Origin of the sequence: Agaricicola taiwanensis, assembly GCF_014635245.1 — a bacterium.
GTDB classification, from domain to species: domain Bacteria; phylum Pseudomonadota; class Alphaproteobacteria; order Rhizobiales; family Methylopilaceae; genus Agaricicola; species Agaricicola taiwanensis.
On the sequence record NZ_BMCP01000001.1, the window covers coordinates 55,981 to 82,392 of the forward strand.

The window sequence follows — 26,412 nt, forward strand, 5'->3', positions numbered from 1 at the left end:
CGATGCCCGATCAACCAAACAGGAGATCTTCTCTCGTAAAGCGGTTTCAGGCGCACTTTGCCGCGCGCCAGGACCGCGAGCACGAGATGGCCCTGAACCGGTTGGCCATCGCGGTTCTTGTTCTCGCCTATCTTCTGATCGCGCATGCCTTAGGGGTCCAGAGCGCCGGCGAGATCATGGGCGGCCCCGTGATGTTCCTGGGGCTTTACTTCCTGGCGTCGCTCGGCCTTCTGGCCGACCTCGGCCTTCGCAACAACGTCTCGCAGTTCAGGCGCGTGATCGCCATGGTCTGCGATCACGCCATCATCTCCTATGGCCTTTATGCGGGCGGCGAGCTGACGTCTCTGCTCTATCCGTTCTACCTGTGGGTCATCCTCGGCAACGGCTTCCGCTTTGGTGTCAAAAGCCTCGCCATCGCTGGCGGCATCGCGGTGGCCGGCTTCGGCGCGGTGATCGGGACCACACCGTACTGGCAGAACAATCCCCATCTCGCCATGGGTCTGCTCGGGGCATTGGTGGTCATCCCGCTCTATGCCTCCACGCTGATCCGCAAGCTCTACGAGGCCAAGCGTCAGGCCGAGGAGGCCAGCAAGGCGAAAAGCCAGTTCCTCGCCAGCATCAGTCATGAGCTGCGCACGCCGCTGAATGCCATCATCGGCATGAGCGAGTTGATGAATGGCACGACATTGAACGCCGAACAGCGCGACATGAGCTCGACGATCCGCGTCTCGGCCAGCGCACTGCTCAGTTTGATCAACAGTCTGCTGGATTTCTCACGCCTGGAAGCGGGGCAGATGCCCAGCAGCGTGGTCGATATCGATCTTCACAGCGTGCTGCACGACGTGAGATCCATGGTTACCGCCCAGGCACATGCCAAAGGCATAGACCTCAACGTCTTCGTAACCCCCGACACGCCCTTCGCCCTGCGGGGCGACCTCCGCCATCTCCAGGAGATCATGGTCAACCTGGCCGGCAACGCCGTGAAGTTTACCGACAGGGGATCGGTCACCATCGCGGTAACGACGGTGCGGCAGACAGCGGACAGCGCCCTCCTGCGGTTCGATGTGACGGATACCGGCATCGGCATAGAGCCCCACGCCCAAGCCCGCATTTTCGAGAGCTTTACGCAAGCCGACGAAACCATCATAGACAGCCACGGTGGCACCGGCCTTGGCCTGACCATCAGCAAGCAATTGGTCGAACTGCAGGGTGGCACCATCGGGCTCACCAGCACACGGGGCGCCGGCAGTACCTTCTGGTTCGAAATACCCTTCGAGATCGACTTCGCGCGCGCCTCCGATCTTGCTGCGACCGGCCAAAGGGTCATCCTCCTGACATCGGATGCGCTGTTGCGCCAGCGACTGTGTGACCAGCTTCAGCGGCTCGACATCGAGCCGACGACGGTCGAGAGCGTGGCTGAACTCGCCACCCTGCGCGCGGATCATGCCGACCGCTATTCCGTGCTTATCGATGAGAACCTCGTCTCGGCGGATCAGCAGGTCATGGAGGAGTTGACCAGGTCGGCGTCACTGTCGCCGCGGGGGCACATCCTTCTCAGGAGCAACCCGCAGATAATCCAGAGGCAGGTGACCGAGCAACGCTTCGCCAGCGCCGTCTCGTCGCGCCCAAGCAGCCATGAACTTTTGTCGGCGCTGCGCTTTGCCAGCCGCTATTCCGGGACGCCGGCAACCGAGCACGCCGATACGGGCCCGACCACAGAGCCGCTGTCCATTCTGATCGGCGAGGACAACCGGACCAATCAGAAGGTTATCGCCAAGATCCTGCAGCGCGCGGGACATTCCGTCGCCGTGGTCGACAACGGCGAGGAGGTGCTCGATGCCTTGGCCGAGATCACCTATGACATCGTTCTTCTCGATGTGAACATGCCGGTCATGAACGGCATAGAGGCCACCAAGCTCTATCGCTTCACCGCCCTAGGCCGCCCACGGATACCCATCGTGGCACTGACGGCGGACGCCACGCCGGAAATGGCCGCCCGTTGTGCCGAAGCCGGTATGGACGACTGCCTGACCAAGCCCATCGAACCCTCTCTCCTGCTGTCCGTGATCGCGCGCCTCGCCGGCAAGGAAGCCCCACCTGTCGCGCCGACCGAAGAGCAGCCCAGCATCGCCAGGATCACGACCCATCCTCGCTTCCGCTCCAGCGCCCGCAATGCACTTGATGAGCGGGTGTTGAAGGATCTCGACGCTCTTGGCGGTCCCGACTTCGTGGCCGAGGTGCTGAACCAATTTCTTGAGGATGCCCATGGTACGCTTGCTGATCTGACAGCCGCGCAGAAGGCGGGAGACATCATTGCCTTTCGCGAGCAGGCCCATGCTCTGCGCAGCAGCGCCGCCAATGTGGGCGCCCGCCACATCTTTGAAATGTGCCTCGCCTGGCGCGAGATCAGCCTGCCCGACCTCAAGGCCAACGGCGATGAGATCCTGACGCGGCTGGAGGCGGAGTTCGAGGCGGTTCGCCAGGCTGTGGCCGACGAGCCGGAGCTTAAGCGCGGAAATCAGAACGACTGACCGGTTTATTCGAGCGGCCGCTTGGCGATGCGCTTGTCCTGGGCATTGAACAGCCGCTCCATTTTCCGCAAATCCTGATCGCCGAGCCGCAATGCCGCTTCAACCCAGACTTGGGTAACGTCCAAAAGTTCCCGATATTCCAAAGGATTGACACGCCGCCGCGTCTGGTAGACCGACAGTTCGGCATTGAAGCGACGGCGGTTGCGGCTGACATATTCCCTCACCGCATCCTCGCCGCCACCTTCCTTGGCCAGGACATCGACGATGCCCATCTCATGGAGCTCGGCCGCGTCATAGAGGCGGCCGCTCAGGATCATCTTCTCGGCACGGCCTGCATCAAGCCGTCGTGCAAGGAAGCTGTAGGCACCCATGCCGGGGAAGAGATTGAAGAGAACCTCGGGCAGGCCGAATTTCGTCCCTTCCTCGGCCACGATGACGTCGCAGGACAAAGCCGATTCAAAGCCGCCGCCGAGCGTGTCACCCTGCACGAGAGCGACCGTGATGACCGGCAGATTGAAATCGAGGAAGCTGTTGTACAGCACGTCGATACAGGCGCGGGCATAGGTTTCAAGCGCGCGTTTGTCCTGCGCCCGCACGAGACGCGTCATGAGCTTGAGATCGCCGCCGAGATTGAAGACGCCGGGAACGCGGGAACCACCCACCACATAACGCAGCGAAGCATCACCGGCATTTTCCCGCCGCTTGAGAAGATCTTCAAGGCCCGCTTGCAACGTGTTGAGGCTGTGCAGCAGCGTAGGCGTGTAACTCGGTTGTGCATCAGGTTTGGTGAAGAACCACAATATCCCAAGAGGCTCTTCGATACTGACCTCGATGGCCTCGTAGGAGATGTATTCGACACCCCTGAGACTTGATGATGCTGCTGGAATGCTTGGAACCATGCCGGGAACAGCAGCCATATGTGATGTTACAGAAGAGATCATCTGCGTCTCATAAGAAGTGCGGCGTTAAGATTTTAGTTACTATAACAGAGGACACAACCCGATGCATCCTTCGGCTGTTTCCCTGTCCTGGAAGCTTAACTTTTGGTTAACAGCAGCTTATCAATTTGAGACAGGCTCGCAGCTTACAAACCCTCAATTCTCAGGAAATTATCGAAATCAGAAATCTGTCGGCGCTTTGCAAACGCTTTTTCTGAATACCCGCTATGGTCGCAGCTCATGAACACGCCGCCCCCTGCACCGCCCTGCCTAATTCTTTCGTTTAATGATGGAACGAAGCAACACCCTTCAACGTTGTTAAGTTTCGCGTTTGTGTGACTTGACGACCGCCGAGCAATGCCGCGAGACTTCACCCAACGATAAACGGGGTGAACATGCGGCTACGGGCGCTTCTTTGCGCGGGTTTATGCGCGTTTCTTGCGGGGATGGCTGGTGGCGCTTCTGCCGTCACCATCGATGGCGATGGTCGGTTGACCCTTGCGGACTTCGCCGCCAAGCAGGGAGAAAGCCAGGCCTCGGCCGAAAAGCGCTTCGGAGCCACCGGGATCGTCACCTGCGGCACCACCCATTCCACCGCGCAATTGACTATCCGCGCCGATGTGATCACCACGGCGGCGCACGCCTTCTATGACCGCAGGGGCCGCCTGCGGGCCAATCCGGGAGACTGTGTCTTCACCATTCTCGAAGGCGCCAAGGTTCAGGCAATCAAGATACGCACCGGATCCCTGCGCGTGGGCAGCGTCGATCCCTATGCCGAACCTGGCGTGAAGGACTGGGCCGTCGCGCGGCTCAGCCAGCCGGTTCAGGGCGCCACGCCCTATCAGATCGCCCCTCTCTCGACCCCTGGCAGCATTTTCCTGGTGGCCAATCGCCATGAAGGATGGGTGCACGACGGCATGAAGGCCATCGAGGCCTGCGCCATCCGCCAGGCGGCGCGCAGGATCGCGAATGCACCGCGCGAGCTCGCGATCGATTGCTCCACCGGTCAGGGTGCCTCCGGCAGCGCTCTGATGCTTCCGGGTGCGCCCGGAAGCATGATCGGGATCTATGTGGGATGGCGCAGCAGCCACCCCCAGGCTGCGGGCCCCTATGCCCCGAACCACCTGAACTATGGGTTGGCCATCGAGGGCGCTTTCCGGACCGCCATCGAGGCGACGGTCGCGCCTGAACCGCAGATCGCCCATACCAGCATCGCTGCGGCGAGCCTCAGCCGGCTCGATTAACAACCGAACCCTTCTGAAGGACGCATGCAAAAATGGCCGCCCTGAAAGCGGCCATTCCTTTTGATCGCCTGTCAGTGAAGCTGGAGCGACATGCCCAGCTCGGAGGCCTTGGCGTGGACCGATGTCTGGGGCCGTTTCAGCTTCATGCTGATCACCTCCGCCGGAACCTTCTCGGCAACCAGTTCTTTAAGCTGTTGCACCTGTTCGATGGTCCAGGGGCGATCTTCAAAGGTATCTGGCATTTCAAGGCCCTCCACTGTCAGTGGTGAATGGATTGCCCATGTGAAACGCAAAAGGGCGCGGTTTGATCCCGCGCCCTCGAAACGGATTTTTCCGTGTGATCAGAGCTGCCGCTCGATCATCATCTTCTTGATCTCGGCAATGGCCTTGGCAGGGTTGAGCCCCTTGGGACAGGTCTTCGCACAATTGAGGATCGTGTGGCAGCGATAGAGACGGAAAGGATCCTCCAGATCGTCCAGACGCTCGCCGGTGGCCTCGTCACGGCTGTCGATCAGCCAGCGATAGGCCTGCAGCAGGACCGCAGGCCCGAGATAGCGATCGCCGACCCACCAGTAGCTGGGGCAGGAGGTGGAGCAGCAGGCGCACAGGATGCACTCGTAAAGGCCATCGAGCTTGGCGCGGTCCTCGCGGCTCTGGCGCCATTCCTTCTCCGGCTTCGCCGTAACGGTCTTGAGGTACGGCTGGATTGACGCGTGCTGTGCATAGAAACGCGTGAGATCAGGCACCAGGTCCTTGACCACGGGCATGTGCGGCAGCGGGTAGATCTTCACCGTGCCCTTGATGTCGTCCATGCCCTTGGTGCAGGCCAGCGTGTTCGCGCCATCGATGTTCATGGCGCAGGACCCGCAGATGCCCTCACGGCACGAACGGCGGAAGGTCAGCGTGGAGTCGACCTTGTTCTTGATCCAGATCAGGCCGTCGAGAACCATGGGGCCGCAATCGTCGCGGTCCACATAGAAGGTGTCAACGCGCGGATTTTCGCCCGTATCAGGATCGTAGCGATAGATCTTGTACTCGGCGAGGTTCTTGGCGCCTTGCGGCTTCTCCCAGACCTTGCCTTGCTTGATCTGCGAATTCTTCGGAAGCGTGAGCTGGACCATGTTCCTGCGTCCTCAGTACACGCGAGCCTTGGGCTCGATGTACGCGATGTCATTGCTCATCGTATAGGTATGGACGGGGCGGTAGTCGATGTTCACCGACCGCGCCTTGTCATCCGCCCAGGTGAGCGTGTGCTTCATCCAATTGACGTCATCACGCTCGGCGAAATCCTCACGAGCATGGGCACCGCGGCTTTCCTGGCGGTTGGCTGCGCTTTCCATGGTGACGACGGCCTGTGCGATCAGGTTGTCGTACTCCAGCGTCTCGATGAGATCGGAGTTCCAGATCAGCGAGCGGTCTGTCACGGCAATGTCTTCCGTGCCCTTCCAGACCTCGTTGATGAGGCCCCTGCCCTCTTCCAGAACCTCGCCGGTGCGGAACACAGCGCAGTTGGACTGCATCACGTTCTGCATCCTGGCGCGCAGCTCCGCCGTACGGCTGCCGCCCTTGGCGTTGCGGAAATGATCGAGCCGCGACAGCGCCAGATCGGACGCGTTGGCCGGCAGCGGACGCTGCGGCGCGCCTGGCACCACCGTCTCGGCGCAGCGCAGGCCCGCCGCACGGCCGAATACCACAAGGTCGATCAGCGAATTGGAGCCAAGGCGGTTGGCGCCGTGCACCGACACGCAGGCCGCTTCGCCCAGCGCCATCAGGCCCGGCACCACGGCATCGGGATCGCCGTCCTTCTTGGTCAGCACTTCGCCGTGGAAGTTCGTCGGAATGCCGCCCATGTTGTAGTGAACGGTCGGAATGACCGGGATCGGCTCACGCGTCACGTCGACGCCGGCAAAGATCTTCGCGCTCTCCGAGATGCCCGGCAGGCGCTCGTGCAGGATGGCGGGATCCAGATGTTCAAGGTGCAGATTGATGTGGTCCTTGGCCTTGCCGACGCCGCGGCCGGCGCGGATCTCCATGGTCATGGAGCGCGAGACCACGTCCCGCGAGGCCAGGTCCTTGGCGGACGGTGCATAGCGCTCCATGAAGCGCTCGCCCTCTGAATTGGTGAGATAGCCGCCCTCGCCGCGGGCGCCTTCCGTGATGAGACAGCCCGAACCGTAGATGCCTGACGGGTGGAACTGCACGAATTCCATGTCCTGCAACGGCAGGCCGGCGCGCAGCACCATGGCGTTGCCGTCGCCGGTACAGGTATGGGCCGAGGTCGCCGAGAAATAGGCGCGGCCATAGCCGCCGGTGGCGAGGATCGTCTTCTGCGAGCGGAAGCGGTGGATCGTGCCGTCGTCCATCTTGAGCGCGACGACGCCGACGCAGGCGCCTTCCTCGTTCATCATCAGGTCGATGGCGAAGTACTCGATGAAGAACTCCGCTTGATGGCGCAGCGCCGCGCCATAGAGCGTGTGCAGCATGGCGTGGCCGGTACGGTCCGCCGCGGCGCAGGTGCGCTGCGCGGCGGGGCCCCGACCGAAGTCGGTCGTCATGCCGCCGAACGGGCGCTGGTAGATCTTGCCGTCTTCGGTGCGCGAGAAGGGCACGCCCCAGTGTTCCAGCTCATAGACGGCCGCCGGCGCGTTGCGCACCAGATATTCGATGGCGTCCTGGTCGCCCAGCCAGTCCGACCCCTTGACGGTGTCGTACATGTGCCACTGCCAGTTATCGGGGCCCATGTTGCCGAGCGAGGCGGCCACGCCGCCCTGTGCCGCCACGGTGTGGGAGCGCGTCGGGAACACCTTGCTGATGCAGGCAGTGCGCAGGCCCGCTTCCGAACAGCCCACCACGGCGCGGAGCCCGGCGCCGCCGGCGCCAACTACGACGACGTCATAGGTGTGGTCGGTGATATCGTAAGCGGCGCCCACGATGGACGGAGCGCCGCCGTCGATGCTCTTGATCTCAGCCATTGGCAGTCACATCCCGAAGCCGATTTTGAGCACAGCCACGACACCGGCCGCGGCGAGCCCATAGGAAAAGAAAGTGTTGAGAACGAGCCAGACCACTTTCTGGCCCTCGCTGTGGACATAGTCCTCGATGATGACCTGCATGCCGAGCTTCATATGGTCCGCGCTGACCAAAATGAACAGCAGCAGCAGCACCATGACGAAGGGATTACCGATGGTGGCGACAGCGGCGGCGTGATCGCTGCCGGCAAGCGACAGGACAAGCCAGATGAAGAACAGCGTCAGCGGCAGCAGCGCAGCGGCGCCGACCCGCTCGCGCCACCAGGTCTTGGCGCCGGATTTGGCCGAGCCGAGGCCACGAACCTTGCTCAGGGGGGTGCGCATCTCAGGCATCAGATCAATCCAAACACGAAGGCGCCGATCCACAAGGCGGCCGTGATGACAACCGAGCCGATGATGGTGCCGAGACCCCAGGCCTCCCGGCCTTTGGGGCCAAGGCCCGCGCCCGTGTCCCAGACAAGATGCCGGATGCCGCCAATGGCGTGATGGATCAAGGTCCAGGAGAAGCCCAGCAGCACCAGAATGCCGAACCAGGAGCCGAAGAAACCTTGCGCCATATCGAAGGCTTCAGGGCCGCTGGCGGCGGCCAGAAGCCAGCCCACGAGCAGAAGAATGCCGAAATAGAGAGCGCCGCCGGTGATCCGATGCACGATCGACATCAGCATCGTGGTGGTGAAGCGGTAGACTTGCAGATGCGGAGACAGCGGCCGCTGCACACCGGTCTTGGAATTGGCCATCGCGGTTCAGACCCGTTCTAAAGTGGCTGGGGTGGTCACTAGCGGATTGGAAAGCATGAGGCAATGCAACAAGTACGGATCAGGCTGCGGCATATCGCGTTTTTTGTGATCTGACCGCACGATAGCCTCAGGTGCACCCATTGTTAGGGGATCGGCCGCGGGCGGCACTCTCCTCCCGAACGATGTTCTTTCCCCTACCGCGATTTTGCGGGAGCGGCGAGGATTTTCCTGAACCGCAAGGGGCCGGGACCAGGATTTTCACATCAGCGAAGGCATCGCTGCCGCACTCGCGTTCTGGCACAATTGAGTCTCACCCGCGCCGCGCCCGGATCCGCACCATCGTGGCAGCCGCGAAGCCACACCGGCACCGCGCAGATCAGGTCGTACACCGGTGGGTCGAGGCGGAGCCGCCCCCAATCCGACCGCCGGCCTGACAAAGGCCAACGGTGATCGCCGGCCAGCCCGGCCGCGATTGGCTCGTTTATCGCGCGGCCTCGAGCGAGCTGGCGATGATGTCCAATCCCCGATCTATTTCCTCGTCCGAGATGGTCAGCGGCGGCGCCACGCGGAACACGGCTCCCATGGCGGGCAGCTTGACGATGTTCATACTCAGCCCGCGCGCCATCGCCTCGGTGCCGATCCGTTCGCCCATCTCCAGATCAGGCGCGCGGCTGGCCCTGTCGGCGACGATCTCGAGCCCCACCAGGAGACCTCTGCCGCGGACATCGCCGATGCAGTCATAGCGTTGTTGAAGCGCCTCCAGGCCGTCGCGCAACCGTATGCCCGCGACGCGCGCACGCTCGATCAGTCCGTATTTCTGCACCACATCCATCACGGTGACGCCGACCGCGGCCGGCAACGGATCTGAGACATGCGTGGTGTAGAAGATGAAGCCGCGTTCATGCGCCTGTTCTTCGATTTCGGTGCTGGTCAGCACCGCGGCCAGCGGCAGTCCCGCCCCCAGCGTCTTCGACAGCGTCAGGATATCGGGCGTTACACCGTCGCGCTCGAAGGCGAACATGAAACCGGTTCGTCCGATCCCCGTCTGTGCCTCGTCGAGGATCAGCAGCATGCCGCGTTCGTCGCATTTCTTCCTGAGCGCCGCCAGATATCCCAGGGGCAGCTCAATAATCCCGCCCGATGACAGGATGGGCTCGGCGATGAAAGCGGCCAGATTGCCGGTCGACTGGCTGTCGAGCAGGGCAAAGGCGTCGTCCAGTTCGGTCTGCCAATCCAGGCTGCCGTCAGGATGGGTAAAGCGCGGGCGATAGGCATTGGGCGCGGGGATCGCAAAAGCGCCGACGTTGCTTGGCCCATAGCCGCGACGGCTGGTGCTGTAGGTGGCCGAAGCGGCAGCCCCCGTCATGCCGTGCCAGCTCTTGGAGAAGGCGACAATCTCATACTTGCCGGTCACCATCTTGGCCAGCCGGATCGCCGCTTCGTTGGACTCAGCTCCGGTGGAGAGCAGCAGCACCTTTTCCAGCCCCGGCACCAGTGATCCCAGGCGCCGCGACAGTTCGACCACGGGGCGGGACAGCATGCCGCTGAGCAGATGATCCAGCTCGCCGATCTGCTCGCGCACCGTGCGCACGATCTCCGGATGCGAATGGCCGAGCACGGCGCTCATCTGTCCGGAGGTAAAATCGAGGATCGGCTGCCCAACCGCATCATAGACATAGCTGCCCTGGGCGCGCTCGATGATGCGCTTTTCGAACTGCCCACCGTAGCGCAGCACATGGTCGGAGACGGCGGACCAGAAAGCGGGGTCCTCATTCGCATTCGAGAAATCTGCGACGGCGATGGACATGAAGAACACCCTTGGCTTTCGGGATCGTCAGATGTGCTCGATGGTATTTGCCGCCTTGATTCAATCAAGTTCATAATACGCAATTCTCAAATCAGGAGAATTGATACCTTATGGCTTCCCTCGACATTGCCCTGCTTCGGAGTTTCGTCGCCGTGTCGCGAACCGGCTCGATCAGTGGCGCCGCGCTTCAGGTTGGCCGCACGCAATCGGCGGTCAGCATGCAGATGCGGCGGCTCGAAACCGTCATCGGTCGGCCAATCCTGCACCGCACCGGCACCGGCGTGGGGCTGACCGCCACAGGGGACCGACTTCTGGCCTATGCAGAGAAAATCCTGAGTGCTCACGATGAGGCCGTTGCGGATCTGTCCGGCACCGGACTGCAAGGCGCGATCAGCTTCGGCTGCCCTGAGGACTATCTGACCGCTTTTGTGCCCGATCTTCTCAAGGGCTTCACCGAACTCAACGACAAGGTCGAAATCGAGGTCGTCTGCGCCCCTACCGTGGAGCTGCGCCACCTCCTGCACCGCCGCCGGATCGACGTGGCGTTGATTTCTCTCCCCGAGGACTCCGATCCCGGCGCGATCATCCGTCCGGAGTCCTTTGTCTGGGTGGCCAATGCTCCCGCATCCGAGCTTCTCCAGCATAAGGTCACGCCCCTCGCCCTGTCGGCTCCGGACACGCTCGATCATCGTGCGGCGTGCAACGCCATGGACCGGGCCGGAAAGGCCTACCGGATCGCCTTCGCCAGCAACAGCCTTGCCGGTTTGCTCGCGATTGCGCGATCGGGACAGGCGATCAGCGTTATCACCCGCTCGGCCATGCCAGACGATCTTTACGTGCTGGGCTCGCCGATGCCACCTCTGCCTGGCATCGGGATCAGCATGGCCTATGCGTCTGTCCGGCCCTCGGCCGCGGTCCGGGCCTTTGGCGAGTTTGTGAAGAACAATCTGCGCTTGCCGGCGCGCGCTGGGTGACCATACCGATATCAGGCAGCCGCGGGCTCGTAACGGTTTTCCTCCTTGTTCCACACGAGGACTTCGCCCGTATCGAAGTCTTCGTACCGATCTTCCTCATCGTTCCAGCGTATCTTGCGGTCGTAGTCGTTTGGGTCGAGGTAGACCAGAACGCCATCCGAGTTCCTGATGCCTTCCTTGATATATCTCTGAATCATGACTTCCAAGGCACGACCGGAGAGACCTTCAAGAGGATCGTCCGGATTAAACCAGCGGCCGGCACCACTGTCGATTACTTCGGTGGCAACAGCGATGGCGTCTTTCTTGCCGTTACGATCATCTTTGTTGACATAATTCATGAAGATTTCGATCTCTTCTTGGGCCTCATCGCTTTCGGACTGATCGCCATAGGCGTTGCCAATCCGGCTTTTTATCTGCTCGATCGCCCAGCTCGCGGCTTCTTCGGCGCTGGCGTCGGCGTCCCTGTTCTGCAGATAATATTGTATCAGCTTCGCGAAGAGCGGCTTGATCGGTCGGCCATCCTGATTGAAGCCCCAGAGCTTCCGCGACTCCGGAAAAATGCCTTCATTCGCATAGTGCCAAACGATGGTATTTACTGTGTCTTCGTAATCAACCGGGTCGCCATTGATCTCGCTTCCGTTCTTTGGCGTCCAATCACTGCCGTTGGCGTTGAAACGCAGGCTTCCATCAAGCCGATTCACGGAAGAGCCGTCTTCCTGGTCGGTATTGAGGAAGTGCTCGAACTCTCTCCATTGATAGTCGAAGATGCTGATGTTTTCGGGGGCATCGCGGCTGCCATAACCGCCTTCGCCATCGTAAAGGGTGTACATCGCATATTCGAGCTTCTGGCCCCACCCGCGCTCCAGCAGCCCGGCCGAATCGAGATCCTGGAAATACCTAAGCTGCGCGTTGAAGCGGCTATCCTGGTCCGCCATGGCAATGCCCGTGACAAAGCTGAACAGCGTTATGCCCAAGGCAACGGCGAGCGTGCCGGTCATGATGGCCTTGGCCATGAGCCCGCCCTTGCCGAACATCGAGAAGGTTCCCGCGATGCCGGCGGCACCCTCGAGAACGCCTGCGAATATCTGGAGCCCGCCTGTCGCCGAATTGGTGCCTTCGATCCTGCCGCGCAGGCTGAGCGCCCCCAGTATGATATCCACGACGCCGAGCGTCACGTCGGCCAGGGAACTCAAGACGCGGAGCATTGTGCCCACGCCGGTGGCAACCACTTTCGGCAAAACGGTATTGATACCGAGTTTGGAAAGCGCCCTGGTAACATACCCATTGGCCTTTTCCGCCTCCGGAGTGTCGGGGGCAGCCTGCACAGGGGCATAACTGTTGAGGTCAATGCCAATGGCGCGACTGATCTCGTCCGCCAATGGCGTCGGAGCTGCGCCCCGATACTCCTTGAGCACGCCGTTTTCACCCCACACCTCGGGAAGTGAACCAGCTAGGCCCATGAAATCGACCATCCCACCAGACTTGATCAGCTTGAGCAGGGAGTCCGACGTGAGAATGAATGCCGTGTTGAGGCTGAGGGCGTTGATGAAATCGCGCGCCGTTGCCAGCGCCGCATAATCATAGGCGTCAATCAGGCCGTCCTCGCCTTCGTCCGGTCTGTTCCACGACGTCAGCTTCATGACACCTGTCGTAATACCGATGCCGCCGACCAAGGAACCCAGCAGACCGTATTTGTTCAGGTCGAGGAAGGCCGACATAAACTTGCCGTTGTCGATATCGTCGCCGAAGCCCTTGAGCGCGCGCTGCAGCGCCGAACGAACAGCCTCGGCAGTTGGCTGGCCATGGTTGTCGCCCATGGTGCTGCCGACCTCGAGATACAGCTTCTGCAGCTCCTTGAAGACCGCCGCCACTGCGTCGGGGCTGCTGTCGTTCAGGCTGCGCAACGTCTCCAGTGTGCGGCGAACGACGCCCGTGGTCAGCGACGTCGCCCGCAGCATCATCGCGATGATGTCGTATGTGACGACTGTTATATCCTTGTTATCAATGGAATCTGGATCTTCGAGGATGCGGTCGAGATCTTCGCCGGTGGCACCAAACGTGATCGCCAAGATCGCGTCCGCCGCCTCGTCCTCATCCAGAAGGGCATTGATGGTGTCCGTCAGTCTCTGAATTTCCAGCTCCGCCAGATCGAGCTTGCCCTCGTCCTTCAGGCGCTGGATATACTCGAGGAACGGCTTGGGATTATCGATGAGCTTACGGAGCTTCTCCCGCCGGCCGTCGACATCGTCGACCTTGCCCAGAGCCTCTCCGAAGAACTTATTGTAATCCTCCTGAACTTCTTCGGTCTGCAGGGCCTTCTGATAAAGTTCATAGGCCTTGCCGCTGTCGATAAAGGCCTCCATGTCGGCCTTCGTGAGGTGCTTCTTCTTGCCTTCTGAACGGGAGGTGTGGGCGCCTTCCCAACGGACATCCTCCACGAAGGGAGTGATATCCATGCCGGCCTGCGCCGCGCTGATCGCACGAAACGCCTGCAGGAACTGGAAGCGGGGGTCGTTCTTGTCGAGTTCCATGCCGCTGTATTTTTCGACGAGCTTTTTGAAGACGTACTGCAGCACGGTCGCTTTCTCAGTACCGCCCTCTTCGAGACTCTCGTCGGTCAGGGCATTCATGATGTCGAGGTCTTCGAGGAAGGACATTTCCTCTCCCCGCGCTTCAGAAGCCCCTCCAAGCGCCGCGGCGTTCCGGACCTGCACCGCCGCAGAATGGACAACGGGATTCATTTCGGCGACGACGACATAGGTCCGCCCGCCTCGCTTGAAGGTCAGCATTCCCTCCGGATATTTGTCCGAAGAGCTGACATCCTTGATTTCTTCTGGATCTATGACGTCATTCGCGCCGACGACGATGGCACCTTCATCCCGGAGCTGGAATGTCCGGAGAGCCCTCAGCGCCGCGTCGTGATGGTCCGGGTTTCGGGAGGCATCGACGATGAATTTGCCGCCGTCGCGCGTTTCATACTTGATGTAGTTATTGGCTTTGTCTTCGTACTGGATCTCGCTGATGGTCTTGATATCATAGATACTTGGAACGGGCGTATCAGCATTGGCGAGAGTGTAACCATCCAGATCGCCATTGTCGTAAGCTCCGGAGAAGCGTGAGCCATACTTCATCACGCTCTCATGCGTGCCATACTTGTCCACCTCGCCTTTGACGTAGTCGAAGTAGGCCTGATCTGCTTCTGTGGTGCCAGGAACGACCGCACGATACCCATGCTGGTTCTTGATGAGGATCAGATCGATGGTCTTGTTGTAATCGACGTCATAGAAGACACCGGTCGCGGCGATCCCCGGTGTTACATCACCGATCCTTGCGCCTTCGCCGCCGTTGCCGGGATCGATGATCCAGGCATCGTGCTCATCCACGATCTTCTGGATCTCACTGCCCGGCATAATGTCGGAGAAGCGCATCCGGTAAGCGTGCCAGACGTGCTGGTACAACGCCATCTTCTTGTCACTGATGTTCGCATCGTAGACCTGCGAGCCATCAGGTGAACGGGTATCGAGAAGGACCTTGTCGCCGAATTTGGTGGTGTATCGAAACAGGCCGGCCTCGATCATCTCGATCGAGGTAAAGTCCATGACGTGGGGCGCGACCGTATCATCGTCCGCCACGGTATAGCCTTCGGGTGCAACGCCTTCCCTCAGCTTGTCACCATACTTGGAGACGAATTGGGATCTCAGGCCTTTCAGCCAGTCATAGAGGTCGTCCTCGCCTCCCTCGAAGTTGTCATAGACGACGAAGACCTTGTCGTTACCCTCTGCGTCCTTGACGATATAGAACATACCGCCTGCGCCGAGAGCGTTTTCCTGGCTGATGTAGGCAAAGCGTTCGAGCTCGGGCAGTTCATCTGTCTCGGCATCGAGAACCTCCCATTCATCGGGAGCCTTATCGGCATCGTCGCCGTAGACCTTGCGAATGGCCTGTTTGATTGCCTCATCACCCGGGCCATGGTGGACCACCTGCCTGCGCGTTATGGCGGATAGCGAAATCCCCGATAGCGAGAATTCGCTGTCTCTCTCCGTCGGCGTAATGACGTTCCCGACTCCTGAAGTGACCCTCATGCCGTTGCCCTTCATTCAAGATAGAGCGCTCCCGCAGGAGCAGGAATGCACGTGACAGTTTTGTATATTAGGGCTGACGGAGTAGCGGATGTCAATATAACCGCAATAAAACTTTGGTAAAATAATGCATCTGCATAAAGATTGGCCATGCTGTCAATGATTTTGGCAAGAACACACAGGCAGACAGCAAGCCATCATTTCTAATGACGATTATATGGCGAAATAATAATCAATCACATAAATATAAATCACGATTACGCCCGCATATTCAGCATAGTTGCAAAGAAAATTACTTAGCGTGACATTGATCGCGCGGCCAGAGCTCGCGGCCAGTCGGCAGATCGGAGTCGTAGGGGCGCCGGTCAACACTTGCGGCTGGCGTGGCGCAGCTGACCGCCTCAGGGAGAAATATTCCGAATTGAAGAGGATCGGGCCAAACGGTCCGATCCTCCAGTGGTTCTCGAAAGGTCCGCCCTTATCAGGCGGCCTTCTTGAGGTGCCCGCGATTGATGAGGCTTTCCGCGATCTGGACCGCGTTGAGAGCGGCGCCCTTGCGCAGGTTGTCGGAGACGACCCACAGCGCCAGGCCGTTCTCCACCGTCGCATCCTCACGGATGCGGGAGACGAAGGTGGCATAGTCGCCGACGCATTCGACCGGCGTGACATAGCCGCCCGGCTCACGCTTATCGACGACGAGCACGCCTGGCGCCTCGCGAAGGATGTCGCGCGCCTCATCGGCCGAGATGGGACGCTCGAATTCGATGTTGACCGCTTCCGAATGGCCGACGAAGACGGGCACGCGAACGGCGGTCGCCGTCAGCTTGATCTTCGGATCGAGGATCTTCTTCGTCTCCGCCATCATCTTCCACTCTTCCTTGGTGAAGCCGTCTTCCATGAAGACGTCGATGTGGGGGATGACGTTGAACGCGATCTGCTTGGTGAACTTCGACGGCTCGACTTCCTGGCCCGGAACATATTTGCCCTTGGTCTGGTCCCACAGCTCGTCCATGGCATCCTTGCCGGCGCCCGAGACGGACTGATAGGTCGAGACCACCACGCGCTTGATGCCCGCGGCGTCATGCAGCGGCTTCAGGGCAACCACGAGCTGGGCCGTGGAGCAGTTCGGATTGGCGATGATGCCCTTCTTGGAGTAGCCGGCAACAGCCTCCGCATTCACTTCCGGCACCACCAGCGGCACGTCGCTGTCGTAACGGAAGGCCGAGGAGTTATCGATCACGATGGCGCCCTTGGCGGCGATCTTGGGCGACCACTCCTTGGAGACGGTACCTCCGGCGGACATCAGGCAGATGTCGACACCGGTGAAGTCAAAGGTCGCAAGGTCTTTGCATTTCAGGGTCTTGTCGCCAAACGAGACCTCCATGCCTTGGCTGCGGCGCGAGGCAAGCGGGATCAACTCGTCGACGGGAAACTCCCGCTCGTCGAGGATGTTAAGCATTTCGCGGCCCACGTTGCCCGTGGCGCCGACGATGGCGACTCGATAACCCATGTCCTTCTCCTTGATACCGCGCGGTCAAGGGGCGCGGCGGCGGCTTTTCTACGCCCATTGCCGCAAATTGCAATGGTTGAAGCAGCCCTGAAAAAGCAAGCGGCCGGAGCAAAGCCCGGCCGCGTCATTCATGCGATGGCTGGCTGGCTCAGGCGTCCTGGATGGCCGAAAGTTTCCAGTCACCACCGCGCTCGCGCTGGAAGGTCCAGATCTCGGTGACCTCGACCATCTCCTCGGTGTCGCCCTCGCGAAGGGCGCCCGTGGCGCGGTCGCGCATGACATCACGCATCTCGTAACGCATGGCGACGGTGGCGTAGTCGGTATCGCCCTCACGCCAGGCCTCCGACAGGTCGCCCTGCAGCAGCTTGAGATCAGTCACTTCATTCTTGAGGCCGTTGGTGGCGTTTTGGCTCAGCTCCTCGGCGAAATAGGACATCACCTCAGGCGTGCCCAGCTTGCGCAGGGCCGCATAGTCCTCACGGGCGAAGGCCGACTGAACCTGGATCAGGAGCTGCTCGAAGACATCGAGATCACGCGGGGTGATGCCCACGAGATCGTTCTCGCCCATGGCATTGGCCGGACGCGTGTCGGCGGCGGACGCGCCCCCGCCAAGGCCGAAACCCTTGCCCATGTCAAGCGCGGAACGGTTCTGTGTCATGCCCTGACCGGGCGCGGGAGCCCCGCTGGCCGTGGCGGCCGCAGGCTGCTGACGCCGGGCCGCCAGCATACGGCGCACCAGCATGACGACCAGAATGATGGCACCCACCTGCAGGAGCAGGCCAAGGAAGCCGGCCATGCCGCCAAAGCCGGTGCCGAGCAGCATGCCGAAGAGCCCGCCGAGCAGGAGGCCGCCCATCAATCCGCGGCCCATGCCGCCGAAGAGACCACCGGCCTGGGCGCCCTGCTGGCGCGCGCCGGCCGCCGGTGCGCCCTGCTGGCCCGGTTGCGTGGTTGACCGCTGGATCGGCGCTGCGCTCGGTGCGGTCTGCGTCGGCGCCGGGGTGGAATAGGTCCGGGTGCCGCGGCTGCCAAAACCGCCGCCGCGCCGTGCATCGGCATAATCAACGGTGACAAGCGCCGCTGAAAAGCCCAGGGCCAAGGTGGCCGCAAGCAGGCGAAGGGACTTCAGTTTCAGCATGGGGCATATCCTCTGATTATTCGTTGTCAGTCCAAAGATAGGAACTGAAGGCGCGTAAGGGTAGAGCAAGGCGCGGCAATTATGAAGCGCGCTCTGCCCAACATTCACGTGAAGGAGAAGCCTTTCAGGCGAGGCGCTTCTCCAAGGCGGCGATCACCGCATCGCCCATCTCGGATGTGCCCACGGCATTCTGACCCCGCGTGGCGACGTCCGCTGTGCGCAATCCGCTTGCCAGCACGTCGGCGATGGCGCCGTCGAGGCTGTCGGCGAGATCGCTGAGCCCCAGCGAATACTTCAGCGCCATGCCGAAGGAGGCGATCGTCGCGATGGGGTTCGCCACACCGCGGCCGGCGATATCAGGCGCCGATCCATGCACGGGCTCATACATGGCCTTGCGCTTACCGGTCGCAGGATCTTCCGCACCAAGCGAGGCGGAGGGCAGCATGCCGAGCGAGCCCGTCAGCATGGCGGCAACGTCGGAGAGGATGTCGCCAAAGAGGTTGTCGGTGACGATCACATCATACTGCTTGGGACGGCGCACCAGCTGCATGGCGCAGTTGTCGGCGAGCACATGCTCAAGCTGGATGTCGGGATAGCTTTCCTTCTGGATCCGGCTGACGACCTCATGCCAGAGCACGCCCGTCTTCATCACGTTGCGCTTTTCCGCCGAGGCCACCTTCTTGCCGCGCAGCTTGGCAAGCTCGAAGGCAACGCGGGCGATCCGGTCGATTTCGGGCGTGGTGTAGAGCTGGGTGTCCACGGCCCGCTTGTCGCCGTTCTCAAGCGTCACGACTTCCTTGGGCTCGCCGAAGTAAACACCGCCCGTCAACTCGCGCACGATGAGAAGGTCAAGTCCATCCACCAGTTCGCGCTTGAGGGAGGAGGCATCCGCCAGCGCCGGATAGCAGATCGCCGGACGCAGGTTGGCGAAAAGGCCCAGATCCTTGCGCAGGCGCAGAAGACCGGCCTCCGGGCGCTTGGAATAGGGCACCGCATCCCACTTGGGACCGCCGACCGAGCCGAACATCACGGCGTCGGAGGCGAGCGCCCGCTCCATGGCGGCGTCCGAGATGGCCTCGCCGTGGTCATCATAGGCCGCGCCACCCACCAGATCCTCTTCGATGGCGAAAGAGGCAAGGCCGCGGGCCTCGATCCAGCGCACAAGCTTGGTCACCTCGGCGATGACTTCCGGACCGATGCCGTCGCCGGCCATGAGACTGAGCTTGTGCGTTGCCATGGGAGATTGCCTCGAGAGGTGAGAGAAACTGTCGACAGGTTCCCTAAAGGCGAGCAGGTTTCTTTTCAAGCACTGCCCTTCAGGGCGGTCACCTCGATCTCAACCTTCATCTCCGGCTTAAGCAGACCCGCGATGATCAACATGGCGGCGGGACGAGCCTCACCGAGGTGCTCTCCGAACACGGGAAAAACCTTGGGAGCATCAGCTTCATCGGCAACGACGTAGTTCACGCGCACGATCTCGCTGAGGCTCGACCCTGCCTCCTCCAGAACCGAGGCGATCGTGCGGAAGCAGTTACGCACCTGTTCCACCACATCGGCAGGCATGGTCATGGTCGCGTAGTCGTAGCCGGTGACGCCGGACACGAACACCCAGTCGCCGGTGACCACAGCCCGTGAATAACCGCCTTCACGCTCGAAGGGCGAGCCGGTGGAGATCAGATGTCGTGGCATGGCGGGTTCTCGTGTCAGGGACACGGAAAATTATGCTCGACCGTGCCGCGGTTCTGCAAACCAGAAAAGCTGATGCACCCATCACCGGATATCATTGGCAAAGTCGTCGCGCTGCAGGCAGAAGGTAAGACGTGCAAGTGAGCATCGATGACACGAACAGGATTTCATGACCGGTCCCGCCGCCATACGCCTCGCCAATGCCTTCGTCGCGCTCGAACCCCTGAGTGAAGATCATCGCGCCGGTCTCGCCGCCGCGGCCGCGGACCCCGTCATCTGGAAGAACACACCACTTGTCGGCGGCTCCTTCGACGCCTACTGGCAGCTTTCCCGCGCCGAGCAGGCCAATGGCACGCAGGTTCCCTTCGCCGTCAGGCGACTGTCGGACGCAAAGCTGGTCGGCATGTCCCGGTTGTTCGATATCGCGCCGGAACACAAGCGGCTGGAGATCGGCTGGACCTGGTATGCGCCGGAGACCTGGGGCACGGCAGTCAACCCCGCCACCAAACGCCTGCTGCTCGCCCATTGCATCGAAACCTGGGGTGCGCGCCGTGTTCAGTTCCTCACCGACAACCTGAACGTTCACAGCCAGACGGCACTGCGGAAGCTCGGCGCCACATTCGAGGGTGTGCTGCGCGCCCATCGCATCCGGCCGGACGGGTCGCGACGTGACAGCCATTCCTTCTCCATCCTGCCGGAGGATTGGCCGCGCGTGCGCGACGGTTTGGATGCCCGGCTTCAGGCCTTCGCTGCCACGACCTGAGGCCGCACGACTGGCATCGCGAGGCCGTTTCGCCATATAAGGCGCGTGACAGATCTGGATCTTCGCGCATGAGCCCGCTCGGCAACCGCCCTTTCCTGAAGATGAACGGCCTTGGCAACGCCATCGTCGTGGTGGATCTGCGCGGCACCGACATCACCGTCACGGCGGAAGAGGCCCGCGCGGTCGCGGCCGTCATTCCCTATGACCAGATGATGGTGCTGCATGATGGTGACGGCATCGACGCCTTCATGCGCATCTACAATCTCGATGGCTCCGAGGTTTCCTCCTGCGGCAACGGCACCCGCTGCGTCGCCTGGTATCTGATGCGCGAGACGGGCCAGAACGAGACCCTTCTTGCCACCTCCTCCGGGCCTTTGGTCGCGACCCGGGGCACGGCTCCGGACAGCTTCTCCGTCGACATGGGCCGGCCGCGCTTCGGCTGGCAGGACATCCCTCTTGCCCATGATGCCGGCGACAGCCGCGCCATCGATCTTTCCTATCCGGAAGGGACGCCCATTCTCTCGGCGCCCTCGGTGGTGAACGTGGGCAACCCCCATGCGGTCTTCTGGGTGGACGACATCTCCGCCCATGATCTTGCAACCATTGGGCCCGCGCTGGAGCACCATCCGCTCTTTCCCGAGCGCGCCAACATCTCCCTCGCCCATGTCACGGGCGCGGATACCATCACGCTGAAGGTGTGGGAGCGTGGCGCCGGCCTGACGCTCGCCTGCGGCACCGCCGCCTGCGCCGCCGCTGTTGCAGCCGCGCGCAAGGGCCTGACCGACCGCAGTGTCACCGTCACCCTGCCGGGTGGGCCCCTGCGCATCGATTGGCAGGCGGACGACCATATCCTCATGACCGGCCCCGCGGAGCTGGAGTACGAAGGTCGTTTTGATCCGGCGATCTTCGCAGACGTGGCCGCATGAGCGTTGATGTCGTCACATTCGGCTGCCGGCTGAACATCTATGAATCCGAGACGATCCGGCGGGCCGCGCTGGAGGCCGGGCGCTCCAACCTCGTGGTGGTCAACACCTGCGCCGTGACGCAGGAGGCAACCCGCCAGGCCCGGCAGACCATCCGCCGTCTGCGCCGCGACCGGCCCGAGGCGGAGATCGTCGTCACCGGATGCGCGGCGCAGATCGATCCGGCCATGTTCGCCGAGATGCCCGAGGTAACCGAGGTCATCGGCAATACCGAGAAGATGAAGCCTGAGAGCTGGCGCCCGCGCGACTTCGGTACCGATGCCTTCGAGCGCGTGCGCGTGGCCGACATCATGGCGGTGGAAGACACGGCGCCGCATATGACCGACGGCTATCACGAGATGGCGCGGGCCTTCGTCCAGGTGCAGAACGGCTGCGACCACCGCTGCACCTTCTGCGTCATCCCCTATGGCCGCGGGCCATCACGCTCCGTCCCCATGGGGGCCGTGGTTGAGCGCATCCGCAACCTCGTCGAGGAAGGCTGCCGCGAGGTGGTGCTGACGGGCGTCGATTTGACGAGCTACGGCGATGACCTGCCGGGCCAGCCAAGGCTGGGCCGCCTGGTACGCACCATTCTGAAGATGGTCCCGGAACTGCCCAGGCTTCGGATCTCCTCCATCGATGCGGTGGAAGCCGATGCGGATCTCTTCGCCGCGCTTGCGGAGGAGGAAAGGCTGATGCCGCACCTCCATATCTCGCTGCAGCATGGCGATGATCTGATCCTGAAGCGCATGAAGCGCCGCCACTCCTCGCGCGACGCCGTGGCCTTTTGCGACGAGGTCCGCCGCCTGCGCCCCGGCGTGGTGCTGGGCGCCGATCTGATCGCCGGCTTCCCGACGGAAACCGAGGTTCAGGCCCGGCGCAACCTCGACATCGTCGATGCCTGCGGCCTGACGCATCTCCATGTCTTCCAATATTCACCACGCCCCGGCACGCCGGCCGCGAGGATGCCGCAAGTGCCGCATGAATTGGCAAAGGAACGCGCCGCCCGCCTGCGCGCCAAGGCCGAGGACGTGTTCCGCCGCCACCTTGCGGGCGAGATCGGCCGCCGCCACACGGCGCTTGTGGAAAGCAATGGCATCGGCCGCACCGAAGGCTTCACCGTCGTCAGCCTGCGCCGCCCGGCTCCTATCGGCGGCGTCATCCCCGTGACCATTGCCGGCCATGACGGCCGCAGATTGATCGCCGCATGACCGACACCGCGAAGAAATCCTGGCTGGCGCGCCTGCGCGAGGGCCTTTCCCGCACCTCCGGCGCGCTCGGACGCGGCATCACCGACCTTTTCACCAAGACCAGGCTTGACGCCGCCTCGCTTGATGAACTGGAAGACCTGCTGATCCAGGCCGATCTTGGCACGACCACCGCCATGCGCATCACCGAGGAGGTGGGGCGCCGCCGGGTGGAAAAGAACCTCGACGATCGTGGCGTGCGTTCCGTGGTGGCGGGCGAGATCGAGAAGGTGCTGGCTCCGGTCACCAGGCCATTGATGGTGGCGGACAAAAAGCCTTTTGTCGTCCTCATGGTTGGGGTCAACGGCGCCGGCAAGACCACCACCATCGGCAAGCTCGCGCAGAAGTTCCGGGGAGAGGGCCGCTCCGTCATGCTGGCGGCGGGCGACACCTTCCGCGCCGCCGCCATCGAACAGCTGGCCGTTTGGGGCTCCCGCATCGGCGTGCCCGTCATCAAGAAGGAAATCGGCGCAGATGCCGCCGCCCTCGCCTTCGAAGCCTTGGAAACCGCGAAGGCAAACGGCACCGACGTGCTGCTGATCGACACCGCCGGGCGCCTGCAGAACAAGGCCGAGCTGATGGCGGAGCTGGAAAAAATCATCCGCGTCATCCGCAAGATCGACCCGGATGCCCCGCATGCGACGCTGCTGGTGCTTGATGCCACCACCGGCCAGAACGCCATCAATCAGGTCGAGGTGTTCCAGCGTTCCGCCGGAGTGACCGGCCTCGTCATGACCAAGCTCGACGGCACCGCGCGCGGCGGCATTCTCATCGCTGTCGCGGAGAAATTCCGCCTCCCCGTCCATTTCATCGGCGTGGGTGAAAGTGTGGAGGATCTCGAGACCTTCAGCGCCGCCGATTTCTCACGGGCGCTGGTAGGCCTGGAGTGAGCTTCGCGAATTGACTTGATCGCGAGCCTTGCTCGCGGCACATGCACCATCATGACGATCAAAACCACCGCCGCACCGACCCGTCACATGCCTCCCCTGCTCAAGTTCGCTCTCGAGCTGGGGCCGCTGGGCGTCTTCTTCTTTGCCAATTCACGTTTCGGGATCTTCGAGGCGACCGCCATCTTCATGGTGGCGACGATTGCAGCCTTGATCATCATGTGGGTCGTCGCCCGTCGCATCGCCATCATGCCGCTCGTCACTGGCATCGTCGTCATGATCTTCGGCGGTCTGACGATCTGGCTGCACGATGATCTTTTCATCAAGCTGAAGCCCACCATCGTCAATTCGCTGTTCGGCGCCGTCTTGCTGGGCGGGCTTCTCTTCGGCAAATCGCTGCTGGAGATCGTTTTCGAAGACGCCTTCCGGCTCGATGAGGCCGGCTGGAAGAAGCTGACCCTGCGCTGGGGCATTTTCTTCCTGTTCCTGGCCATTCTGAACGAAGCCATCTGGCGCACGCAGACGACGGATTTTTGGGTGGCCTTCAAGGTTTGGGGCATGATGCCCATCACCATGCTGTTCGCGTTGTCGCAGACGCCGCTGCTGCTCCGGCACGAGATCAAGGACGAGACAAAGGAAGCGGAGACCGCACGGCACTAACCTGACCCGCGGTTGAATTCAGATGAAAAGCTTCCGCTTCTCGCTCGCCGGCGCCACCTGGAGTGGCCGGCTCATCGCCTGCCTCAGCGCCACACTCGCCATGGTGGTCACCAGCACGTTCAGCGCCATGGTACTGGACGAGACCTCGCCGCTGTTGCTCGGCCCGATCGCCGCTTCGGCGGTCCTGATCTTCACTCTCCCCACCAGCCCGCTTTCCCAGCCCTGGCGCGTGATCGGCGGCCATGTCATCTCCGCTGTCATCGGCTATGGCGCGGCAATCCTCATTCCCGACACCGCGCTTGCGGCGGAACTCTCGCTTGGGCTCTCCATGCTGGTGATGACACTGACCCGTTCATTCCACCCGCCTGGCGGCGGCATGGCAGTGACCACGGCGCTTGCCGGGCCGGAAGTCGCCAAATGGGGTATTCTGTTTCCCTTCCTGCCGGTCGGTCTCAACGCCATCGCCCTGGTGCTCACGGGCGTCGCTTTCCATGCGCTTTTCCGGCAATCCTACCCCCACCATCCATCGCAGGAACCGGCCGGAGCGCCTGCAGCCACCTCGGGCGTTCTTCCTGAAGACCTAGACCGCGCCCTGGAGCAGATGGGCGCCACCTTCGACATCTCCCGCGAGGATCTCAACCGGCTTCTGGATCACGCCGAGGCCAATGCGATTGAGCGGCGGCGCGGACCCACCGCCAGAATGGGCTGAAAAGCGCCCGCTATCCAGCAGGGCACCTGATCTTAATGGGCCTTCGCCTGTTCGATCTTCGGCAGCAGCACATTGGTGAAGCTGGCCTCGTCCAGCGGCCCGATATGCTTGTAGGTGATGGTGCCGTGCCGATCGATGACGAAGGTCTCCGGCACCCCGTAGACGCCCCAATCGATGGCCGCGCGCCCGTTGGCATCAACCCCGATGCGGCTGAATGGATTACCGAGAAGATCGAGAAAGCGCTGCGCCTGCTCCGTCCGATCCTTGTAGTTGATGCCGGCCACGGCAACATCGCCGCGTGCGGCCAGTTTGACGAGAAGCGGATGCTCGTCGCGGCAGGGGACGCACCAGGAGGCCCAGACATTCACCACCGTGACCGTATCGCCAATTAGGTCGGAGCGCGTCAGACCGGGCGTCCCGGCGCTCTCGAGCGGCGGCAGGATGAAGTCCGGTGCCGGACGTCCGATCAGCGTGGATGGCAGCCGCGAGGGGTCGCCGGCATAGAGCCGGACACCGAGAAGGACGGCGAGGCCGACAAAGATCACCAGCGGCAGCGCCACCAGCCAGCGCCGGCCGGCAGGGGTGCGCTCGGTTCCGGAAGAATCGGTCATGGCTTGGCCTCCTGCCGTCGGCGCTCTTCCAGCCGGCGCACCTCGCGGCTGGCTCCACGGTCGAGCGCCACTGCCCAGATAAGAAGCCCCAGCAGCACAAGCGCGGCCACACCGTAGGAAACGATGATGTAGGCAGCGTGCGGTCCCAGGCCCAGCATCACGCCCCCACCGCCATAAGGCGCAGGGACCGGATGCGCCGGCGCCGCAGCTCGGCCCGCATCAGCACGATATGAACGGTCAGGAAGAACAAGGCATAAGCCAGCATATTGGCCATCAGCGGCCAGAAGATGGTGGGATGGATGGCCGGCCCGTCCATGCGCAGGATGGAGGCGCCCTGATGCAGCGTGCTCCACCAGTCCACCGAGAACTTCACGATGGGCACGTTGACGAAGCCGATGAGGGTAAGGATCGCCACCAGGCGCGCCGCACGCGCCGGCTCGTCGATCGCGGCTCTCAGGGCCATGACGCCAAGATACATGAAGAACAGCACGAGCATCGACGTCAGCCGCGCGTCCCAGACCCACCAGGTGCCCCACATGGGTTTGCCCCAGAGCGCACCGGTGAAAAGAGTGACAAAGGCGAAGACGGCGCCGATCGGCGCGGCGGCCTTGGCCGCCACATCCGCCAAAGGGTGTTTCCAGACAAGGACGCCGAGACTGGCGATGGACATCAGGGTCCACCCTGCAAGCGCCAGGCTGGCCGCCGGCACATGCACGAACATGATGCGCACCGTCTCGCCCTGCTGGTAATCCGGCGGCGCCACAAAGAAACCAAGGTACAGCCCGATAATCAGGGCAATCACCGTCGCCACCGCAAGCCACGGCAGAATGGCGGTGGCAATGGCAAGGAACCGGGTGGGGTTGGCGAGCGAGATCATCACGTCCCGCTTCTAGAACATCT

General features: G+C 62.1%; 25 protein-coding genes. 10 read left to right on the top strand and 15 right to left on the bottom strand.

Going from position 1 to position 26,412, the window contains the following annotated elements; translation table 11 throughout:
• Window positions 1–2: 2 nt before the first annotated feature.
• Window positions 3–2,531, top strand: coding sequence for a hybrid sensor histidine kinase/response regulator (locus tag IEV58_RS00255; protein ID WP_188407678.1), 2,529 nt, complete (start codon window positions 3–5; stop codon window positions 2,529–2,531).
• A 5-nt stretch (window positions 2,532–2,536) separates the two neighbouring features.
• On the opposite strand, the gene IEV58_RS00260 is transcribed toward IEV58_RS00255, so the two are convergent.
• Window positions 2,537–3,472 (bottom strand): crotonase/enoyl-CoA hydratase family protein, encoded by a 936-nt coding sequence (locus IEV58_RS00260; RefSeq protein WP_188407679.1) that lies wholly within the window; start codon window positions 3,470–3,472, stop codon window positions 2,537–2,539.
• 443 nt (window positions 3,473–3,915) lie between these two features.
• Between IEV58_RS00260 and IEV58_RS00265 the strand changes: the two genes are divergently transcribed.
• The gene (locus IEV58_RS00265; protein ID WP_188407680.1) at window positions 3,916–4,713 is read left to right on the top strand and encodes a trypsin-like serine peptidase; all 798 of its coding nucleotides are present in this window, start codon (window positions 3,916–3,918) and stop codon (window positions 4,711–4,713) included.
• Between the two features lie 71 nt (window positions 4,714–4,784).
• Here IEV58_RS00265 and IEV58_RS00270 read toward each other — a convergent pair whose 3' ends face one another.
• From IEV58_RS00270 to IEV58_RS00295, 6 genes are all read right to left on the bottom strand, one after another.
• On the bottom strand, window positions 4,785–4,955 hold the full coding sequence (locus tag IEV58_RS00270) for a hypothetical protein (protein WP_188407681.1): 171 nt from the start codon (window positions 4,953–4,955) through the stop codon (window positions 4,785–4,787).
• A 99-nt stretch (window positions 4,956–5,054) separates the two neighbouring features.
• Window positions 5,055–5,834, bottom strand: a complete 780-nt coding sequence (locus IEV58_RS00275; protein ID WP_188407682.1) for a succinate dehydrogenase iron-sulfur subunit — start codon at window positions 5,832–5,834, stop codon at window positions 5,055–5,057.
• Window positions 5,835–5,846: 12 nt separating this feature from the next.
• A complete protein-coding gene (sdhA, locus tag IEV58_RS00280) occupies window positions 5,847–7,685 on the bottom strand; it encodes a succinate dehydrogenase flavoprotein subunit (RefSeq protein WP_188407683.1) in 1,839 nt (612 codons plus the stop codon).
• 6 nt (window positions 7,686–7,691) lie between these two features.
• A complete protein-coding gene (sdhD, locus tag IEV58_RS00285; RefSeq protein WP_188407684.1) occupies window positions 7,692–8,075 on the bottom strand; it encodes a succinate dehydrogenase, hydrophobic membrane anchor protein in 384 nt (127 codons plus the stop codon).
• Window positions 8,075–8,479 carry a succinate dehydrogenase, cytochrome b556 subunit gene (gene sdhC, locus IEV58_RS00290; RefSeq protein WP_188407685.1) on the bottom strand — a complete coding sequence of 135 codons (405 nt, stop codon included), beginning with the start codon at window positions 8,477–8,479 and terminating at the stop codon, window positions 8,075–8,077. The genes sdhD and sdhC overlap by 1 nt, the downstream gene beginning before the upstream one ends.
• Window positions 8,480–8,960: 481 nt before the next feature.
• Entirely contained in the window at window positions 8,961–10,286 is a 1,326-nt protein-coding gene (locus IEV58_RS00295) for an aspartate aminotransferase family protein (protein ID WP_188407686.1), read from the bottom strand.
• 110 nt (window positions 10,287–10,396) lie between these two features.
• Between IEV58_RS00295 and IEV58_RS00300 the strand changes: the two genes are divergently transcribed.
• The gene (locus IEV58_RS00300) at window positions 10,397–11,260 is read left to right on the top strand and encodes a LysR family transcriptional regulator (protein ID WP_188407687.1); all 864 of its coding nucleotides are present in this window, start codon (window positions 10,397–10,399) and stop codon (window positions 11,258–11,260) included.
• A gap of 11 nt (window positions 11,261–11,271) precedes the next feature.
• Here IEV58_RS00300 and IEV58_RS00305 read toward each other — a convergent pair whose 3' ends face one another.
• Complete coding sequence (locus IEV58_RS00305) at window positions 11,272–14,838, bottom strand: hypothetical protein (RefSeq protein ID WP_188407688.1); 3,567 nt, start codon at window positions 14,836–14,838, stop codon at window positions 11,272–11,274.
• 24 nt (window positions 14,839–14,862) lie between these two features.
• Here IEV58_RS00305 and IEV58_RS00310 point away from each other — a divergent pair, with 24 nt between their 5' ends.
• Complete coding sequence (locus tag IEV58_RS00310; protein WP_188407689.1) at window positions 14,863–15,264, top strand: hypothetical protein; 402 nt, start codon at window positions 14,863–14,865, stop codon at window positions 15,262–15,264.
• Between the two features lie 556 nt (window positions 15,265–15,820).
• Here the strand turns inward: IEV58_RS00310 and IEV58_RS00315 are convergent.
• From IEV58_RS00315 to IEV58_RS00330, 4 genes are all read right to left on the bottom strand, one after another.
• Window positions 15,821–16,849: an aspartate-semialdehyde dehydrogenase gene (locus IEV58_RS00315; protein WP_188407690.1), complete on the bottom strand. Its 1,029-nt coding sequence runs from the start codon at window positions 16,847–16,849 to the stop codon at window positions 15,821–15,823.
• A gap of 148 nt (window positions 16,850–16,997) precedes the next feature.
• Window positions 16,998–17,987: a Tim44 domain-containing protein gene (locus IEV58_RS00320; protein WP_188407691.1), complete on the bottom strand. Its 990-nt coding sequence runs from the start codon at window positions 17,985–17,987 to the stop codon at window positions 16,998–17,000.
• A gap of 124 nt (window positions 17,988–18,111) precedes the next feature.
• Window positions 18,112–19,224: a 3-isopropylmalate dehydrogenase gene (leuB, locus tag IEV58_RS00325; RefSeq protein WP_188407692.1), complete on the bottom strand. Its 1,113-nt coding sequence runs from the start codon at window positions 19,222–19,224 to the stop codon at window positions 18,112–18,114.
• A 65-nt stretch (window positions 19,225–19,289) separates the two neighbouring features.
• On the bottom strand, window positions 19,290–19,676 hold the full coding sequence (locus IEV58_RS00330) for a RidA family protein (RefSeq protein WP_188407693.1): 387 nt from the start codon (window positions 19,674–19,676) through the stop codon (window positions 19,290–19,292).
• 166 nt (window positions 19,677–19,842) lie between these two features.
• Here IEV58_RS00330 and IEV58_RS00335 point away from each other — a divergent pair, with 166 nt between their 5' ends.
• From IEV58_RS00335 to IEV58_RS00360, 6 genes are all read left to right on the top strand, one after another.
• A complete protein-coding gene (locus IEV58_RS00335) occupies window positions 19,843–20,436 on the top strand; it encodes a GNAT family N-acetyltransferase (protein ID WP_188407694.1) in 594 nt (197 codons plus the stop codon).
• A 68-nt stretch (window positions 20,437–20,504) separates the two neighbouring features.
• The gene (gene dapF, locus IEV58_RS00340; protein WP_188407695.1) at window positions 20,505–21,362 is read left to right on the top strand and encodes a diaminopimelate epimerase; all 858 of its coding nucleotides are present in this window, start codon (window positions 20,505–20,507) and stop codon (window positions 21,360–21,362) included.
• A complete protein-coding gene (mtaB, locus tag IEV58_RS00345) occupies window positions 21,359–22,609 on the top strand; it encodes a tRNA (N(6)-L-threonylcarbamoyladenosine(37)-C(2))-methylthiotransferase MtaB (RefSeq protein WP_188407696.1) in 1,251 nt (416 codons plus the stop codon). Before dapF ends, mtaB begins: the two co-directional genes overlap by 4 nt.
• Entirely contained in the window at window positions 22,606–23,535 is a 930-nt protein-coding gene (ftsY, locus tag IEV58_RS00350) for a signal recognition particle-docking protein FtsY (RefSeq protein ID WP_229729085.1), read from the top strand. The genes mtaB and ftsY overlap by 4 nt, the downstream gene beginning before the upstream one ends.
• Window positions 23,536–23,586: 51 nt before the next feature.
• Window positions 23,587–24,192, top strand: coding sequence for a septation protein A (locus IEV58_RS00355; protein WP_188407697.1), 606 nt, complete (start codon window positions 23,587–23,589; stop codon window positions 24,190–24,192).
• Window positions 24,193–24,214: 22 nt separating this feature from the next.
• Window positions 24,215–24,901 carry an HPP family protein gene (locus IEV58_RS00360; RefSeq protein ID WP_188407698.1) on the top strand — a complete coding sequence of 229 codons (687 nt, stop codon included), beginning with the start codon at window positions 24,215–24,217 and terminating at the stop codon, window positions 24,899–24,901.
• Between the two features lie 32 nt (window positions 24,902–24,933).
• Here IEV58_RS00360 and IEV58_RS00365 read toward each other — a convergent pair whose 3' ends face one another.
• Genes IEV58_RS00365 through IEV58_RS00375 form a run of 3 tightly spaced genes read right to left on the bottom strand, consistent with a single transcriptional unit; the run spans window position 24,934 to window position 26,389 of the window.
• Window positions 24,934–25,512: a DsbE family thiol:disulfide interchange protein gene (locus IEV58_RS00365; RefSeq protein WP_188407699.1), complete on the bottom strand. Its 579-nt coding sequence runs from the start codon at window positions 25,510–25,512 to the stop codon at window positions 24,934–24,936.
• A complete protein-coding gene (gene ccmD / locus IEV58_RS00370) occupies window positions 25,509–25,670 on the bottom strand; it encodes a heme exporter protein CcmD (RefSeq protein WP_188407700.1) in 162 nt (53 codons plus the stop codon). The genes IEV58_RS00365 and ccmD overlap by 4 nt, the downstream gene beginning before the upstream one ends.
• Entirely contained in the window at window positions 25,670–26,389 is a 720-nt protein-coding gene (locus IEV58_RS00375; protein ID WP_188409019.1) for a heme ABC transporter permease, read from the bottom strand. Before IEV58_RS00375 ends, ccmD begins: the two co-directional genes overlap by 1 nt.
• Between the last annotated feature and the right edge of the window lie 23 nt (window positions 26,390–26,412).

Coding starts and splice junctions, on each gene's coding strand:
- IEV58_RS00255 (WP_188407678.1), top strand. CDS start 3: ATGCCCGATCAACCAAACAGGAGATCTTCTCTCGTAAAGCGGTTTCAG.
- IEV58_RS00260 (WP_188407679.1), bottom strand. CDS start 3,472: ATGATCTCTTCTGTAACATCACATATGGCTGCTGTTCCCGGCATGGTT.
- IEV58_RS00265 (WP_188407680.1), top strand. CDS start 3,916: ATGGCTGGTGGCGCTTCTGCCGTCACCATCGATGGCGATGGTCGGTTG.
- IEV58_RS00270 (WP_188407681.1), bottom strand. CDS start 4,955: ATGCCAGATACCTTTGAAGATCGCCCCTGGACCATCGAACAGGTGCAA.
- IEV58_RS00275 (WP_188407682.1), bottom strand. CDS start 5,834: ATGGTCCAGCTCACGCTTCCGAAGAATTCGCAGATCAAGCAAGGCAAG.
- sdhA (WP_188407683.1), bottom strand. CDS start 7,685: ATGGCTGAGATCAAGAGCATCGACGGCGGCGCTCCGTCCATCGTGGGC.
- sdhD (WP_188407684.1), bottom strand. CDS start 8,075: ATGCCTGAGATGCGCACCCCCCTGAGCAAGGTTCGTGGCCTCGGCTCG.
- sdhC (WP_188407685.1), bottom strand. CDS start 8,479: ATGGCCAATTCCAAGACCGGTGTGCAGCGGCCGCTGTCTCCGCATCTG.
- IEV58_RS00295 (WP_188407686.1), bottom strand. CDS start 10,286: ATGTCCATCGCCGTCGCAGATTTCTCGAATGCGAATGAGGACCCCGCT.
- IEV58_RS00300 (WP_188407687.1), top strand. CDS start 10,397: ATGGCTTCCCTCGACATTGCCCTGCTTCGGAGTTTCGTCGCCGTGTCG.
- IEV58_RS00305 (WP_188407688.1), bottom strand. CDS start 14,838: ATGATCGAGGCCGGCCTGTTTCGATACACCACCAAATTCGGCGACAAG.
- IEV58_RS00315 (WP_188407690.1), bottom strand. CDS start 16,849: ATGGGTTATCGAGTCGCCATCGTCGGCGCCACGGGCAACGTGGGCCGC.
- IEV58_RS00320 (WP_188407691.1), bottom strand. CDS start 17,987: ATGCTGAAACTGAAGTCCCTTCGCCTGCTTGCGGCCACCTTGGCCCTG.
- leuB (WP_188407692.1), bottom strand. CDS start 19,224: ATGGCAACGCACAAGCTCAGTCTCATGGCCGGCGACGGCATCGGTCCG.
- IEV58_RS00330 (WP_188407693.1), bottom strand. CDS start 19,676: ATGCCACGACATCTGATCTCCACCGGCTCGCCCTTCGAGCGTGAAGGC.
- IEV58_RS00335 (WP_188407694.1), top strand. CDS start 19,843: ATGACCGGTCCCGCCGCCATACGCCTCGCCAATGCCTTCGTCGCGCTC.
- dapF (WP_188407695.1), top strand. CDS start 20,505: ATGAGCCCGCTCGGCAACCGCCCTTTCCTGAAGATGAACGGCCTTGGC.
- mtaB (WP_188407696.1), top strand. CDS start 21,359: ATGAGCGTTGATGTCGTCACATTCGGCTGCCGGCTGAACATCTATGAA.
- ftsY (WP_229729085.1), top strand. CDS start 22,606: ATGACCGACACCGCGAAGAAATCCTGGCTGGCGCGCCTGCGCGAGGGC.
- IEV58_RS00355 (WP_188407697.1), top strand. CDS start 23,587: ATGACGATCAAAACCACCGCCGCACCGACCCGTCACATGCCTCCCCTG.
- IEV58_RS00360 (WP_188407698.1), top strand. CDS start 24,215: ATGAAAAGCTTCCGCTTCTCGCTCGCCGGCGCCACCTGGAGTGGCCGG.
- IEV58_RS00365 (WP_188407699.1), bottom strand. CDS start 25,512: ATGACCGATTCTTCCGGAACCGAGCGCACCCCTGCCGGCCGGCGCTGG.
- ccmD (WP_188407700.1), bottom strand. CDS start 25,670: ATGCTGGGCCTGGGACCGCACGCTGCCTACATCATCGTTTCCTACGGT.
- IEV58_RS00375 (WP_188409019.1), bottom strand. CDS start 26,389: ATGATCTCGCTCGCCAACCCCACCCGGTTCCTTGCCATTGCCACCGCC.